This is a genomic window from Micrococcus sp. CH7 (assembly GCF_001595485.1).
Taxonomy (GTDB): Bacteria; Actinomycetota; Actinomycetes; order Actinomycetales; family Micrococcaceae; genus Micrococcus; species Micrococcus luteus.
In genome coordinates this window covers 61,317-76,197 of the sequence record NZ_LOSQ01000005.1, presented here as the reverse complement: position 1 = coordinate 76,197, position 14,881 = coordinate 61,317, and the positions used below count along the sequence as shown (strand labels likewise).

The following is a 14,881-nucleotide window of genomic DNA, read 5'->3' as shown; positions in this document are numbered from 1 at the left end:
CCCGCCGCGGCCGGAACGAGCGCCCGTCCCGAGCTTTCGTTCGGAAAACGGCGCGGGTCACGCCGCTTTCGTTCGGGAAACGGCGGCGGCCGCGCCGCCGTTTCCCGAACGAAAGCGGAGGGTCAGGCGTCGATGCGCTCGCGGTCCAGCTCGTCGGCGTGGGAGACGATGAAGTCCTTGCGCGGGGCCACCGCGGAACCCATGAGCAGGTCGAAGACGCGCTCGGCGGCCTCCACCTCGGCGATGTTCACGCGGCGGAGCATGCGGTGGCGCGGGTCCATGGTGGTCTCGGCCAGCTGGTCCGCGTCCATCTCGCCCAGACCCTTGTAGCGCTGGATCGGCTCGCGATACGAGCGGCCCTCCCGCTCCAGGCGGGCGAGCGTCGCGTGCAGCTCCTGCTCGGAGTACGTGTAGATGACCTCGCGTTCCTTGACGCCCCGGGTCACCGCCTCGATCCGGTGCAGCGGCGGGACGGCCGCGTACACGCGCCCGGCCTCGACCATGGGCCGCATGTAGCGGAAGAAGAGCGTCAGCAGGAGGGTGCGGATGTGGGCACCGTCCACGTCCGCGTCCGTCATCAGCACGACCTTGCCGTAGCGGGCCGCATCCAGGTCGAAGCTGCGCCCCGCACCACCCCCGACGACCTGGATCAGCGCCGCGCACTCGGCATTGGCCAGGATGTCCGAGACGGAGGCCTTCTGCACGTTCAGGATCTTGCCCCGGATCGGCAGCAGGGCCTGGAAGTCGGAGGACCGGGCCAGCTTGGCGGTGCCGAGCGCCGAGTCGCCCTCGACGATGAACAGCTCGGAGGAGGCGACGTCGTTGCTGCGGCAGTCCGCCAGCTTGGCCGGCATCGTCGAGGTCTCCAGGGCGTTCTTGCGCCGCTGGTTCTCCTTGTGGGTGCGCGCGGAGATGCGCGACTTCATCTCGGCGACGACCTTCTCCAGCAGCGTGTGCACCTGCTGCTTCTGGGCGCGGGCCGTGGAGGTGAGGCGGGCGGTCAGCTGCTTCTCCACCACTTGGGAGACGATCCGCCGCACCGCGGAGGTGCCGAGGATCTCCTTGGTCTGCCCCTCGAACTGCGGCTCGGCGAGCCGCACCGTCAGGACGGCGGTCATGCCGGCCAGCACGTCGTCCTTCTCCACCTTGTCCGACCCGGCCTTGAGCCGGCGCGCGTTGGCCTCCACCTGGGCGCGGAACGCCTTCAGCAGTGCCGCCTCGAACCCGGACTGGTGGGTGCCGCCCTTGGGCGTGGCGATGATGTTCACGAAGGACCGGAACACGGTGTCGTAGCCGACGTCCCAGCGCAGGGCGACGTCCACCTCGCACGTGCGCTGCACATCCTGCATGGAGGTGCGCCCGTCCTCGCCGAGCACCGGGACCCGCTCCTTGAAGGTGCCGGAGCCCTGGATCCGCCACACGTCCGTCACCGGGGTGGCGGGCGTGAGGTGCTCCACGAACTCGGAGATGCCGCCGTCGTACTGGAAGACCTCCTCGACCGGGCCGTCGGCGCCGGGCGTGCCGGGTCGGCGGCGCAGGTCCTTGACCGTGATCCGCAGGCCCGGGATCAGGTAGGCGGTCTGGCGCGCCCGCGCCTGGAGCTCCTCGGCGGAGAACGTCGCGTCCTTCACGAAGATCTGCTCGTCCGCCCAGTAGCGCACGCGCGTGCCGGTCTGCCCACGTTTGGCCTTCCCGACGACGTCCAGCGGCGAGGCGTCCGTGGACGGCTCGAACGGGGCGTCCGGCGACGGGCGCGACCCGTCCTGGAAGCGGCCCGGCTCGCCGCGCCGGAACGACATCTGATGGACCTTGCCCCCGCGCAGCACCTGCACGTCCAGGCGCGAGGACAGGGCGTTGACCACCGACGCGCCCACGCCGTGCAGGCCGCCCGAGGCGGCGTAGGAACCGCCGCCGAACTTGCCGCCGGCGTGGAGCTTGGTGAACACCACCTCGACGCCGGACAGACCGGTGCGCGGCTCCACGTCCACGGGGATGCCGCGCCCGTTGTCCTCGACCTCGACGGAGCCGTCCGGATGCAGGGTGATCTCGATCGACTGCCCGAAGCCGGCCAGAGCCTCGTCCACCGAGTTGTCGATGATCTCCCAGAGGCAGTGCATGAGGCCGCGGGAATCGGTGGAGCCGATGTACATGCCCGGCCGCTTGCGGACGGCCTCGAGCCCCTCCAGCACGGAGAGGTGGCGGGCGTTGTACTCGGTGTTCGCGGGCACGGGGCGGGCCTTTCGGTGGACGACGGCGGCCGGTCCAGCCTACTCCGCGGGCCGGACACGCCAGGATCCGAGCCGGACCTCCCGGGCCGCCCGGCCCGGGCGCTTGCGTACGCGGGTGGCGAAACGCGGGTGCGGGGCGGGCGCGCGGGGAAGTTCCCTGCCATCCTTGCTGTTCCATGGGACAAGAGGAGGACCGGCCCGCCCCACCGGCGTCGTCGCCCTCCAGCCCCGAGAGACCCGAGGAGGACACCATGTCCATCACCGCCGTGGCCGAGCCGGCCGCCCTCACCCGTTCCGACCGCTGCGACCGCTGCGGCGCGCAGGCCTACGTCCGCGCCGTGCTGCACTCCGGCGGTGCCCTCCAGTTCTGCGCCCACCACGCCCGCGCCGTCGAGGACGCGCTGCGTCCCCAGGCCGCGCTGTGGCAGGACGAGACGGACCGCCTCACCGCCGGCGCCTGAGGCGCCCGGCATGACGAAGGGCCGGACCCCCGCGGGGGTCCGGCCCTTCGTCATGCCGCTCCGACTCAGTCCAGGTAGTCCCGGAGCACCTGCGAGCGGGAGGGGTGACGCAGCTTGGACATGGTCTTCGACTCGATCTGGCGGATCCGCTCGCGCGTCACTCCATAGACCTTGCCGATCTCATCCAGCGTCTTGGGCTGTCCGTCGGTCAGGCCGAAGCGCATGGCGACGACACCGGCCTCGCGCTCGGAGAGCGTGTCGAGCACCGAGTGCAGCTGCTCCTGGAGCAGCGTGAAGGAGACGGCGTCCGCGGGCACGACGGCCTCGGAGTCCTCGATCAGGTCGCCGAACTCGGAGTCGCCGTCCTCGCCGAGCGGGGTGTGCAGGGAGATGGGCTCGCGGCCGTACTTCTGCACCTCCACGACCTTCTCCGGGGTCATGTCCAGCTCCTTGGCCAGCTCCTCCGGGGTGGGCTCGCGGCCGAGGTCCTGGAGCATCTGCCGCTGCACGCGGGCCAGCTTGTTGATGACCTCCACCATGTGCACCGGGATGCGGATGGTGCGGGCCTGGTCCGCCATGGCGCGGGTGATGGCCTGACGGATCCACCACGTGGCATACGTGGAGAACTTGAAGCCCTTGGTGTAGTCGAACTTCTCGACGGCGCGGATCAGGCCGAGGTTGCCCTCCTGGATGAGGTCCAGGAACAGCATGCCGCGGCCGGTGTAGCGCTTGGCCAGGGAGACCACCAGACGCAGGTTGGCCTCGAGCAGGTGGTTCTTGGCCTTGCGCCCGTCCGCGATGATCAGCTGGATGTCCCGGCGCTCGCGGTAGTCGTCGGAGGCCTCGTGCTGCACGACGTGCTCGGCGTAGAGGCCGGCCTCGATGCGCATGGCCAGGTCCACCTCCTGCTCGGCGTTGAGCAGGGCGACCTTGCCGATCTGCTTCAGGTAGTCCTTCACCGGGTCCGCCGTGGCACCCGCCACGACCACCTGCTGCACCGGGGCGTCGTCCTCGGAGTCGTCCATGACGAACGCGCCCTTGGACTGGGCCACCTTCTGGCCCGTGGCGGCCTTCGTGCCAGTCACGGCCTCCGCGTCCATCGCCGGGCGCTCCGGAGCGTCCGAGCCGTCCGCGTCCGCGTCGTCCGAGTCCTCGGTGGCGGTCTCGTCCTCCACCACGTCCTCCTCGACGGCGTCGGCGGCCTCGGTGCGCTCGCGCGCCTGGACGAGCTCCTCGTCGTCCTCGGCCTGCTCGGCGGAGGCGGCGGACGCGGTGGCCTTCTTGCCCCCGGTCGTGGCGGTCTTCTTCGCGGCGGTGGTCTTGGCCGTGGCGGTGGTCTTGGCCGCGGTGGGCTTCCGGGTCGCCTTCTTCTTGGCCGTCGGCGTGGCAGCGGTCTTGGTCGCCGCCGACTTCGTCGCGGTCGTCCGCGTCGTGGCGCTCTTCGTGGCTGCCGACTTCTTGGCTGCCGACTTCTTGGCTGCCGTGGAGCGGGTGCGCGTGGTCGTGGCCTCGGAGGCAGTGGTCTCCTTGCCGTCCTGCACACCGCTGGTCGTCGAAGTGGTCACTCGAGGCCTTTCCGTCTCGTCCGCGGCCACCCGCGGATCCTTGCAGTCCATAGACACGTGACCCTGTCAAGTCGCGGCCTCGGACGACCGACGTCGTCCGGGCCCGCCGACTGCAGGGTCCGTGAGTGCCAACGACGGCTGAGACCGATCTATTCCGAACCCGGGAAACGGGCTGCGGTCGGCCGTGCCGTCGTGAAGCCGCATCATTCTCTCATGGGCGGCCACCGTCGGGCCGCCACGCGGTGGCCGGGTCGGTCGCCCAGCCTGCGACGCACCCCGCGGCCACGATGCGTCGCAGGACGGAGACGAACGGGTCGCCGGGACTCAGCGCCGCCGCCGCGGTCAGGTGGGCGTCCGCGTCGGAGCCGTGGCCGCGGGCCCAGCCGACCCACCCGGCCAGTGCCAGGGCCTGAGCCGCCACGGCCGGCGTCGCGACGGGCACGAGCGCGCGCAGCCCCGCCCGCAGGGCGTCCAGCCGGTCCCAGGCCGGCGCCCGGCGCGAGGCCGCGGTGAGGATCCGTTCCTCGTCCCCCGGATCCCCCGTGGCCGCGCCGGACGGCGCGGCGGCATGGAGCAGCAGGCCGTCGCGCCAGGCCGGACGCGTCAGCGGCGAGCCCAGCACGGCGGGGGCGGGCGCACCGCGGCCACGCGCCGTGCCGGTCAGCACCGGCTCCCACTGCGCCAGCCACGCGCGGCGTGCCGGGGGCGCGTCCTGCTCGGGCGGCCGCCACCGCGCGTCGTCGGGCCGGGCCGCGGCGGGACCACGACGCGGGACCGGGTCGGACACCGCCGCGCGGTCCCAGACCGAACCGCGGGTCATCAGGTGCAGGGACAGCGGCGCGGCTCGGGGGTCGAGGGTGCCCTCCTCGGCGATGCTGCTCCCCCACCAGGGGCGCGCCCGTCCGTGCGCGCACGTCCAGGCCGCGGCCAGGGGGCGACCCGCGGACGCCAGGGCGTCGTCGAGCGCCGCGGCCCAGCCGGGACGGGTCAGCGTGGCTCGGGCGCCGTCCGGCAACGCGAGGCAGAGCGTCGCGTCCGCTGCCGCGTCCCGCCGGCACACCTCGGCCACGGCGCAGGCCCAAGCGTCGACGTCGACCTCCTCGGGAGGCAGATCGACCCGCACCACAGCGCGCAGGCGCCCGTCGTGCAGGGTGAGGAGGACGAGGCTGTCCTCGGGCAACCGCCCGAGGGCGTGGCCGACGTAGGCGAGCAGGTCCTCCGGGCCGCGGGCCGGCAGGACGGGGGCGTCGAGCGAGGTGGGGGCTTCCATGCCGCCACCCTCGCCGACCGGGCCCCCGCGGTGGAATCAGTCCCCGTCGTCGGTGGACGGACGGCCGGGTCCGTCCTCCTGTGCAGGAGCGGACCCGCCGCCGGCGTCCCGCGCGGCGAGGTACGCCTCGACGGCGGAGGCGAGTTCGTCGCCGTCGGGCAGGCCCTGCTCGGTCTCGAGCAACGACCGCTCCTGGTCCTCGGCGTTCTGGTCGTAGTTGCGCTCCAGGCCGGCGATCATCTGCTGGATCTCCCCGGACCCGGAGACCTGGCGCTCCAGCTCGGCCTCGATGTCCCGCGAGGCGTCTCGCAGGTCGTCCGAGGGCAGCATGAGCCCCATGGCGGCCCCCGCGTACTCGAGCGCGGCCACGGCCGCCTGGGGGAAGGACGCCTCGGCCACGTAGTGCGGCACATGGACGGTGTAGCCCGCCGTCGGCAGGTCCGCCTCCTCGGCGCGCAGCTCCAGCATCTGCAGCAGCCCCGCGACGATGTCCGCCTGCGGGCTCCAGGTGGACAGCCCCTCGACGGCCTCGGCGCGGGACCCGTGGGTCGTGACCCCGAGCCGCCGCGTGTGCGGCACGGGCAGCGGGGCCGCGTCGAGGAACGTGAGCGAGTCCACCTCCCACTCCTGCGCGAGGCCGAGCACGGCCTCCGTCACCGCCTGCCACCGGAAGTCCGGCTCGGGGCCGGACAGCAGCAGGAAGGGGTGGCCGAGCAGGTCCTCGACCAGCTGCACCTCGAGCGCGGGCAGGCGCAGATCGCGGTAGCGGTCCCGGTCGAACCGGAGCCGGGGACGCCGGGCGCGGTAGTCGAACATCGAGTCGACGTCGAAGGAGACGACGGTCCGATGGGTCAGGTGCTCATGCAGGGCGGCCCGCACCTGCCGAGCGACCCGGCCCGCGTCCATGTGCCCGGTCAGGGCCACGAGCATGCCCAGGCCGGGGGGCACGGGCGCCCCCTCATGACGGGTGTACAGCGGCGCGGCGTCCTGCACGTCTCGTTCCCCTTCCGGTGGTCTGTCTGCGGGAGAGCCGTCCCCGCCGCCCGGATGGCGACGGACGCGGATCCCTCCCTATCCTCTGGCGTCAGTCAACCACGGCACGGCACACTCCTATTCCGCGCCCGCGCGCCCTGGACGGGCGCGCGAGCCCTCTGGCTAGGATGACGCGGGACGGCCCGGCCCACCCCGCCGGGCGCATCCCCCCACCCCCGGAAGAGAGGCCCGTCCGTGATCACCCTGGACCGCCCGACCCTGACCGCCTGTGCCCTGGAGGACCTGACCGCCTCCGCCCTCGTGGTGGGGGTGGGCACCGGCCCGGACGGCCCCGTGCTCCTGACGGACGCGCTGCCGGCCGAGGCGGCCACCGCCCTCGAGGCCTCGTTCGAGCTGCTGGGCGTGCGGGGCGCCGAGGACGAGATCCACCGCCTCCCGGGCCTGGACGGCGTGCCGGTGCCGCTGCTGGTCCTGGCCGGCGTCGGCGGTCTGGACGACGACGGCGAGGCCGCGGACGAGTCCCTGCGCCGCGCCGCCGGGGCTGCCATGCGCTCCCTGGCCGGCACCGACGCCGTGGCCCTGGCCCTGCCGGCCGACACCCCGGCCCGACTGGCCGCCGTCGCCGAGGGCGCCGTCCTGGGCGCGTACGCCTTCACCGCCCAGAAGTCCGAGCGCGCCCGCGCCGAGACGGACACGTCCCGTCCCGTCCGCGAGGTCGAGGTCGTCACCCCGCTCGCCGCCGCGGACGCCGACCCCGTGCTGCGCCGGGCCGCCGTCGTGGGCGACGCGGTCTGCGCCGTGCGCGACCTGGTGAACACGGCCCCCTCGCACCTCTACCCGGCCACGTTCGCGGACGCCGTCGCGGAGGACCTCGCGGACTCGTCCGTGAGCGTGGACGTGTGGGACGAGGACCGCCTACGCGCCGAGGGCTTCGGCGGCATCCTCGCGATCGGCCAGGGCTCCTCCCGCCCGCCGCGGCTCGTGCGCATCGAGCACGCGCCGGCCGACGCCGCCGCGCACATCGCGCTGGTGGGCAAGGGCATCACCTTCGACACGGGCGGCATCTCGCTGAAGCCCGCCGCCTCGATGATGACGATGAAGTCGGACATGGCCGGCGCCGCCACCGTCTTCGCCGTCGTGCGCGCCGCCGCGGCCCTGGACGTCCCTGTGAAGGTGACCGGCTGGCTGGCGCTGGCCGAGAACATGCCCTCGGGCACCGCCATCCGCCCGTCCGACGTCATCACGATGTACGGCGGCAAGACCGTGGAGGTCATGAACACGGACGCCGAGGGCCGCGTCGTCATGGCCGACGCCCTCGTGGCGGCCACCGACGAGCGACCCGACGCGGTGCTCGACGTGGCCACCCTCACCGGTGCCCAGCTGGTCGCCCTCGGCGTGCGCCACACGGGCGTCATGGGTGACGACGCGCTGCGCGACGAGGTCGTCGCCGCGGCCGACGCGGCCGGGGAGCTCGCGTGGGGCATGCCCCTGCCGGAGCAGCTGCGCGCCTCGCTCACTTCGCGCGTCGCGGACATCTCCAACATGGGCGACCGCTTCGGCGGCATGATGACCGCCGCCACCTTCCTGCGCGAATTCGTCGACGCCGGACGGTCGGAGGGCGACGCCGCCGCACGGACCCCCTGGGCCCACCTCGACATCGCCGGCCCCTCCTTCAACGAGTCGGCCGCGTACGGCTACACCCCGCAGGACGCCACCGGCGTGATGGTGCGGACCCTGTTGGGTCTCATCGAGGGGCGTGCCCGGTAAGGTTGGTCCCGATGTCCACCGCGTCCCCGGCCGCGCGGCCCGCCGCCGACGGCCGGGGGTGGCGGTGACGCACCACCACCACGATCCACCGACCCCAGCACCAAGGAGCAACATCGTGGCCGACAAGGCAACCGCTCAGGAATTCGACGTCCTCGTCCTCGGCGGTGGCTCCGCCGGGTACGCCGCAGCCCTGCGTTCCGTGCAGTACGGCAAGTCCGTCGCCCTCGTGGAGAAGTCCAAGGTCGGCGGCACCTGCCTGCACTGGGGCTGCATCCCCACGAAGGCCTACCTGCACGCCGCCGAGGTGGCCGATGAGACCCGCAACGCCGCCAAGTTCGGCGTCAACGCGACCCTCGAGTCCGTGGACATGGCGAAGGTGCGCGACTACAAGGACGGCATCGTCGCCGGCAAGCACAAGGGCCTGGCCGGCCTGCTGAAGATGCGCAAGGTCCAGGTCATCGAGGGCGAGGGCAAGCTCGTCTCGAAGAACGAGGTCGAGGTCGACGGCACCCGTTACACGGCGGAGAACATCGTGCTGGCCTCCGGCTCCGTGGCCAAGACCATGGGCCTGCCCATCTCCAAGAAGATCATGACCTCCACGGAGGCCCTCGAGCTGGACTACACCCCGAAGTCGGCCATCGTGCTCGGCGGCGGTGTCATCGGCTCCGAGTTCGCGTCCCTGTGGAACTCCTTCGGCGTCGACGTCACCATCATCGAGGGCCTGAAGACCCTGGTCCCCAACGAGGACCCGGCGATCATCAAGGTCCTCGAGCGCGAGTTCAAGAAGAAGGGCATCAAGACCAACCTGGGCACGTTCTTCGACAAGGTCGAGGAGACCGACTCGGGCGTCAAGGTGACCCTCGCGGACGGCAAGGAGTTCGAGGCCGAGGTCTGCCTCGTCGCCGTCGGCCGCGGCCCGAACACCGAGGGCCTCGGCTACGAGGAGCAGGGCGTCAAGATGGACCGCGGCTTCGTCCTCACCGACGAGCGTCTGCACACCGGCGTCGGCAACATCTACGCCGTGGGCGACATCGTTCCCGGTCTGCAGCTGGCGCACCGCGGCTTCCAGCAGGGCATCTTCGTGGCCGAGGAGATCGCCGGCAACAAGCCGATGGTCGTCGAGGACATCAACATCCCGAAGGTCACCTTCACCGAGCCGGAGATCATGTCCGTGGGCTACACCCAGCCCAAGGCGGAGGAGAAGTTCGGCAAGGACAACGTCGAGGTCGCCGAGTACAACCTGGCCGGCAACGGCAAGTCCTCGATCCTCGGCACCGGCGGCATCATCAAGATGATCCGCCAGAAGAACGGCCCGATCGTGGGCGTGCACGGCATCGGCAAGCGCATCGGCGAGCAGATCGGCGAGGCGCAGCTCATCGTGAACTGGGAGGCCTACCCCGAGGACGTCGCCCAGTTCGTGCACGCGCACCCCACGCAGAACGAGGCCCTGGGCGAGGCCGCCATGGCCCTGTTCGGCCACCCGCTGCACAGCTGACCCACCGCACTGACCATCCCGGGTCCGTGCGTCGGGCCCACCTCGCAACCCCGGGTGGGCGCCCCCGGCGCCCACCCCTCATGAGGAGCATCGGAACCATGTCTGAAACCGTGAACCTGCCCGCCCTGGGCGAATCCGTCACCGAGGGCACCGTGACCCGCTGGCTCAAGGCCGTCGGCGACGAGGTCGCCGTCGACGAGCCCCTGGTGGAGGTCTCCACCGACAAGGTCGACACCGAGATCCCGTCCCCCGTGGCCGGCGTGCTCGAGGAGATCCTGGTCGAGGAGGACGACACGGTCGAGGTCGGCGCCCCGCTGGCCACGATCGGCGACGGCTCCGGCGGCGGCTCCGCCGACGCGTCGGAGGACGACGCCGCGGCCGAGGAGCCCGCCGTCGAGGAGGCGCAGCAGGACGACGCCCAGCAGGAGCCCGCAGGCGAGCCGGCTCCGGAGGAGCGCGCCTCCACCGACCAGGGCTCGGACGGGGCCCCGTCGGCCGGCGGCGAGGCCTCCGAGGTCACCCTGCCCGCGCTGGGCGAGTCCGTGACCGAGGGCACCGTGACCCGCTGGCTGAAGTCCGTCGGCGACGAGGTCGAGGTCGACGAGCCGCTGCTCGAGGTCTCCACCGACAAGGTCGACACCGAGATCCCCTCCCCCGTGGCGGGCACCCTCCTGGAGATCCGTGCGGAGGAGGACGACACCGTCGAGGTGGGCGCCGTCCTCGCACTCGTCGGCTCCGGCTCCGCCGGCGGCGGCTCCGCCCCGTCGGAGGGCTCCTCCGGTCAGGACGAGGCGTCCGCCGAGGAGATCGAGGACAAGGCGACCGAGGCCGAGGCCCCCGAGGAGACCGAGGAGGCCGCCGAGGCCGCCGGCGCCGAGAAGTCGGAGAAGACGCCGGAGGCGTCTCCGTCCGAGGAGGCCTCCCGGCGCGAGTCCGCCGAGCGCGACTCCGCGCAGGCCGAGTCCGCCGAGGCGCCCTCCGCCACCGAGCCCGGCCAGGGCTACGTGACCCCGCTGGTGCGCCGCCTGGCCCACCAGAACAACGTGGACCTGTCCACGGTTCGCGGCACGGGCGTCGGCGGCCGCATCCGCAAGCAGGACGTGCTCGCCGCCGCGCTGGCCTCGCAGGCCGCCGCGGGCGGGTCCGAGGCTCCGGCCGAGCAGGCCTCCGAGGCTGCCGCCCCGTCGTCCGCCCCGGCCGCTGCGTCCGCCCCGGCCGCGAGCTCCTCCGTGGACCCCTCGGTCCGCGGCGAGGTGGAGAAGGCGCCGCGCATCCGCCAGGTCATCGCCCAGCGCATGCGCGAGTCCCTCGACCTGTCCGCCCAGCTGACCCAGGTGCACGAGGTGGACGTCACCCGCATCGTGCAGCTGCGCAAGAAGGCCAAGGCCTCCTTCCAGCAGCAGGCCGGCGTGAACCTGACGTACCTGCCGTTCATCACCAAGGCGGTCGCCGAGGCCCTCAAGCAGCACCCCAAGCTGAACGCGTCGTTCTCCGAGGACAACAAGGAGATCACATACCACGCGTCCGAGGACATCGCGATCGCCGTGGACACGGAGAAGGGGCTGCTGGTGCCCGTCATCAAGGACGCCGGCTCCCTGAACCTGACGGGCCTCGCCCAGAAGATCGCCGACGTGGCCGAGCGCACCCGCACGAACAAGATCTCGCCGGACGAGCTCTCGGGCGGCACGTTCTCGATCACGAACATCGGCTCCGTGGGCGCGCTGTTCGACACGCCGATCATCAACCAGCCGCAGGTCGCGATCCTGGGCACCGGTGCGATCGTGAAGCGCCCCATGGTGGTGACCGACGCGGACGGCAACGACTCGATCGCCATCCGCCACATGATGTACCTGTCCCTGACCTACGACCACCGCCTGGTGGACGGGGCCGACGCGGGCCGCTTCCTGACGACGCTGCGTCAGCGTCTCGAGGGCGGCGAGTTCGCCAACGAGCTGGGTCTCTGACGGAAAGGGAGAAGGACTGTGGATATCCTGCACAGCATCCTGGTGGCCGTGCACATCGTGTCCGCCGCAGCGATCGTGGGCGGTTGGTTCGCGCACTTCCGCAACCCGACCGTCACCACCTCGCAGTGGTGGGGCTCCGTGGGCATGATCGTCTCCGGCGTGGTGCTTTTCGGCCTCGCCATGAGCGGGGAGCCGAACCACATGAAGCTGGGCGTCAAGTTCCTGATCGGCGTCATCGTCTTCGTGGCCGCCCTGATCGGCCGCCGCAAGTCCAACCGCGGGGAGGTCGTGCCCACGGGCCTGGCCCACGCGGTGGGCGGTCTGGGCCTGGTGAACATCCTGGTCGCCGTCCTCTGGCAGTGATCAGCCCAGGCGGCTGACGCCGCACCACGCCGCGGGCCCCGGGGAGCTTCTCCCCGGGGCCCGCGGCGTCCCCCCGTCGGGACCGCCGGCCTCCGGCGCTGGATCCGGGCCCGGGGTCAGCGCGGATCGACGGTCTCGACCCGCCACGTCCGACCCGCCGCGCCGCCGTCCCGCCCCTCGGGGCCCTCTCCGTGGCCGCTGCGCAGGACCAGCACGACCTCCTCGGCCGTCGCCTCCCGATGCGCCGCCACGCGTCCCGCGCGGTCCAGCACGGTGTGGGCCGACGTCCGGAGCACGGCGTCGACACGCAGCGCGTCGTCCCCGGCCCGCCGGGCGGGACCGGCCTGCTCCACCGTCACCTCGAGGCCGGAGAAGGCGAACCCCTCGTCCGTCAGCCGGCGCAGCAGATCCCGGTCGTTCTCCCACGCCGGTCCCCCAGGCACGGCGTAGGCGTCCAGTCGCGCGGGCTCCGGGTCGGTGAGCGCGGCCGTCCGTGCGTGGCCGACCGCGGCCAGCGTTTCGCCCACGTCGACGGCGTCCTCCCCGGCGGCGTCCTCCCCGGGGGCACCCGTGTCCGGCACCCTCGCCGGCGCCCCGCTCTCCCGCGTCCCGTCCGCCGGGCCCGCCGCGTCCACCGCGGTGCCGGCCGGCACCGCGCCCGCCGGCTCCGGCGCCCCCTCCGCTGCCGAGCCCGGAGCCGCCGGCCACCACAGCCCGGCGGTGCCACCGCCCACGGCCAGCGCGGTGGCCAGCCCTGCGGCCAGGAGGACGCCCCGGCGTGGCGCCGCCCCCCGTCGGCGCGCGAGCGCGCGCCGTCTCGGAGCCGCGCGTCGTCCCCGGCGTCGCCGCGTGGGCCCGGAGCCCGGCAGCACCGTGGGCAGCAGGTGCGCCACCTCGGCGGGGGCGGCCTCTCCCAGCGGGACCGGCTCGGGCCGGGCCGTCGCGTATACGGCTGCGGCGGCCTCCTCCGCGCTCGGCCGCGCCGCCGGGTCCGGGGAGAGCGCCGCATCGAGCAGCAGCGCGAGCTCGGGGGACGCTTCGGGGACCAGGACGGGCAGCGGCGCCCGATGCCCGGCGGCGCCCGGCGCCCGACCGGTGAGCGCGTACCAGCCCAGGGCGGCCCACGCATGGACGTCACTCGGCGCCCCCACCGCCGGAGACGCCCCCGGTTCCGCCCCGGCCCCCTCCACCGCGGCGAGCGCCTCGGGGGCCGCGAAGCCCGGCGTCGCCCCGGCCCCCGACGCCCCGCCGACCACCCGGGCGACGCCGAGGTCGGCGAGGGCCGGGCTGCCGTCGACGCCGAACAGGACGTTCGCCGGGGACACGTCGCCGTGCACCACCCCCTCGCGGTGCAGGCACGCGAGAGCCTGGGCGATCGGGACGAGCACGGTGACGGCCTGCCCCGGGCTCAGGGGTCCGACCCGCTGCACCATGTCCTGCAGCGTGCCGGCCGCGCGGTGCTCGGTGAGGACCCCGAGGCCCCGGTCCGTCTCCACCACGCCGAGCACGCGCAGCAGATGGGGATGCGCGACCCGTCCGGCCTGCGCCTCCGCCGCCAGCGCATCCGGCGCCGCGCCGGCACGGGGCACCTTCAGGGCGGCCCGGACGCCCCGACCGTCCTCGACGAGCCAGACCTCCGCCTGGGCGCCCGCGCCGAGCAGCCGGACGGGTTCCCAGCCCGGGGCGCGCGGCGCAGCCGTGCCCGGCTCCGACGACCTCTCCGGTTCGGTCTCCGGCCCGCCGCCGACGCGTCCGGCCGCGCCGCCGTCCGCCTCGTCCCAGTCCCGCATCGGTCTCCCCTCTCCGCCGCGCCGTCCGTTCCAGCCCAGGGTGCCGCATGTCCCCGAGCGTCACGGCGGTTGTCCACAGGTCCGGGCCCGAGGACTACAGTGGACGTCATGCCCGAGACACCCCTGCCGCCCCTGCGCGTGCTCGGCCTGGCGCCCGACCTGGTGGACTACCACGCCGCCTGGGACGCCCAACGCGCCCTGCACGCGGACGTCGTCGCCGGCCGCTCCGACGGCGAATTCCTCCTCCTGGAGCACGAAGCCGTCTACACGGCCGGTCGCCGCACCGAGGACGCCGAGCGCCCCACGGACGGCGCCCCCGTCGTGGACGTGGACCGCGGCGGCAAGATCACATGGCACGGGCCGGGCCAGCTGGTCGGCTACCCCGTGGTCCGGCTGCGCGACCGTGCCCACGTCAAGGACTACGTCTGGTTCCTCGAGGAGCTGCTGATCCGCACCGCCGCCGAGTTCGGCGTCACGGCCGTCCGCGTGGACGGGCGGGCAGGCATCTGGGTCCTCGCGGACCGGGACGACGACGGCACGGCCCGCCCGGACCGCAAGGTCGGCGCCATCGGCCTGTCCATCCACGACGGCGTCTCGATGCACGGCTTCGCACTGAACTGCTCCAACTCCCTGGCCCCCTACGAGGGCATCATCGCGTGCGGCATCACGGACGCCGCCACCACCACCCTGTCGGTCGAGACGGGCCGGACCATCACCCCGGCCGACGTCGTGCCGGTGCTCACCCGTCATCTGGACGAGCTCGGGCCTGCGTACATCGCCGTCACCCCCACGGAAGGAATCCCCGCATGAGCCTCGCCCCCGAAGGACGCCGCCTGCTGCGCGTGGAGGCGCGCAACGCCGAGGTGCCCGTCGAGCGCAAGCCCGAGTGGATCAAGGCCAAGGTCCACATGGGCCCCGAGTACATCGGCCTGAAGAACAAGGTCAAGTCCGCCGGCCTGCACACCGTGTGCGAGGAGGCCGGCTG

Annotated in this window: 11 protein-coding genes and 1 pseudogene; 7 read left to right on the top strand and 5 right to left on the bottom strand. The window is 73.3% G+C overall.

All coding sequences use genetic code 11. The features are described from left to right. Positions 1-122: 122 nt before the first annotated feature. Complete coding sequence (locus AUV08_RS02540; RefSeq protein ID WP_036384624.1) at positions 123-2,228, bottom strand: type IIA DNA topoisomerase subunit B; 2,106 nt, start codon at positions 2,226-2,228, stop codon at positions 123-125. 251 nt (positions 2,229-2,479) lie between these two features. Here AUV08_RS02540 and AUV08_RS02535 point away from each other — a divergent pair, with 251 nt between their 5' ends. Next, a complete protein-coding gene (locus tag AUV08_RS02535; protein WP_002858172.1) occupies positions 2,480-2,689 on the top strand; it encodes a hypothetical protein in 210 nt (69 codons plus the stop codon). Positions 2,690-2,754: 65 nt separating this feature from the next. Here AUV08_RS02535 and AUV08_RS02530 read toward each other — a convergent pair whose 3' ends face one another. The 3 genes from AUV08_RS02530 to AUV08_RS02520 form a co-directional block, all read right to left on the bottom strand. Beyond that, a complete protein-coding gene (locus tag AUV08_RS02530; RefSeq protein ID WP_254184191.1) occupies positions 2,755-4,305 on the bottom strand; it encodes an RNA polymerase sigma factor in 1,551 nt (516 codons plus the stop codon). 160 nt (positions 4,306-4,465) lie between these two features. Then, the gene (locus AUV08_RS02525) at positions 4,466-5,524 is read right to left on the bottom strand and encodes a DUF4192 domain-containing protein (RefSeq protein WP_012750911.1); all 1,059 of its coding nucleotides are present in this window, start codon (positions 5,522-5,524) and stop codon (positions 4,466-4,468) included. 36 nt (positions 5,525-5,560) lie between these two features. Further along, a complete protein-coding gene (locus AUV08_RS02520; protein ID WP_036384622.1) occupies positions 5,561-6,517 on the bottom strand; it encodes a PAC2 family protein in 957 nt (318 codons plus the stop codon). A 234-nt stretch (positions 6,518-6,751) separates the two neighbouring features. Here AUV08_RS02520 and AUV08_RS02515 point away from each other — a divergent pair, with 234 nt between their 5' ends. From AUV08_RS02515 to AUV08_RS02500, 4 genes are all read left to right on the top strand, one after another. Continuing rightward, positions 6,752-8,284 carry a leucyl aminopeptidase gene (locus AUV08_RS02515; protein WP_061873082.1) on the top strand — a complete coding sequence of 511 codons (1,533 nt, stop codon included), beginning with the start codon at positions 6,752-6,754 and terminating at the stop codon, positions 8,282-8,284. Positions 8,285-8,399: 115 nt separating this feature from the next. Beyond that, positions 8,400-9,779 (top strand): dihydrolipoyl dehydrogenase, encoded by a 1,380-nt coding sequence (lpdA, locus tag AUV08_RS02510; RefSeq protein ID WP_036336938.1) that lies wholly within the window; start codon positions 8,400-8,402, stop codon positions 9,777-9,779. A 98-nt stretch (positions 9,780-9,877) separates the two neighbouring features. Further along, on the top strand, positions 9,878-11,743 hold the full coding sequence (gene sucB / locus AUV08_RS02505; RefSeq protein ID WP_036336936.1) for a 2-oxoglutarate dehydrogenase, E2 component, dihydrolipoamide succinyltransferase: 1,866 nt from the start codon (positions 9,878-9,880) through the stop codon (positions 11,741-11,743). A gap of 18 nt (positions 11,744-11,761) precedes the next feature. After that, positions 11,762-12,106, top strand: a complete 345-nt coding sequence (locus AUV08_RS02500) for a hypothetical protein (protein WP_010078527.1) — start codon at positions 11,762-11,764, stop codon at positions 12,104-12,106. 116 nt (positions 12,107-12,222) lie between these two features. Here AUV08_RS02500 and AUV08_RS02495 read toward each other — a convergent pair whose 3' ends face one another. Continuing rightward, complete coding sequence (locus tag AUV08_RS02495) at positions 12,223-13,896, bottom strand: serine/threonine-protein kinase (protein WP_061867232.1); 1,674 nt, start codon at positions 13,894-13,896, stop codon at positions 12,223-12,225. A gap of 108 nt (positions 13,897-14,004) precedes the next feature. Between AUV08_RS02495 and lipB the strand changes: the two genes are divergently transcribed. Beyond that, entirely contained in the window at positions 14,005-14,706 is a 702-nt protein-coding gene (gene lipB / locus AUV08_RS02490; RefSeq protein ID WP_036314221.1) for a lipoyl(octanoyl) transferase LipB, read from the top strand. Then, a pseudogene (locus tag AUV08_RS02485) lies at positions 14,703-14,881 on the top strand (lipoyl synthase); the annotation flags it as partial. The gene lipB and the pseudogene AUV08_RS02485, both read left to right, overlap by 4 nt.

Coding starts and splice junctions, on each gene's coding strand:
- sucB (WP_036336936.1), top strand. CDS start 9,878: ATGTCTGAAACCGTGAACCTGCCCGCCCTGGGCGAATCCGTCACCGAG.
- AUV08_RS02495 (WP_061867232.1), bottom strand. CDS start 13,896: ATGCGGGACTGGGACGAGGCGGACGGCGGCGCGGCCGGACGCGTCGGC.
- AUV08_RS02535 (WP_002858172.1), top strand. CDS start 2,480: ATGTCCATCACCGCCGTGGCCGAGCCGGCCGCCCTCACCCGTTCCGAC.
- AUV08_RS02530 (WP_254184191.1), bottom strand. CDS start 4,305: ATGGACTGCAAGGATCCGCGGGTGGCCGCGGACGAGACGGAAAGGCCT.
- lipB (WP_036314221.1), top strand. CDS start 14,005: ATGCCCGAGACACCCCTGCCGCCCCTGCGCGTGCTCGGCCTGGCGCCC.
- AUV08_RS02525 (WP_012750911.1), bottom strand. CDS start 5,524: ATGGAAGCCCCCACCTCGCTCGACGCCCCCGTCCTGCCGGCCCGCGGC.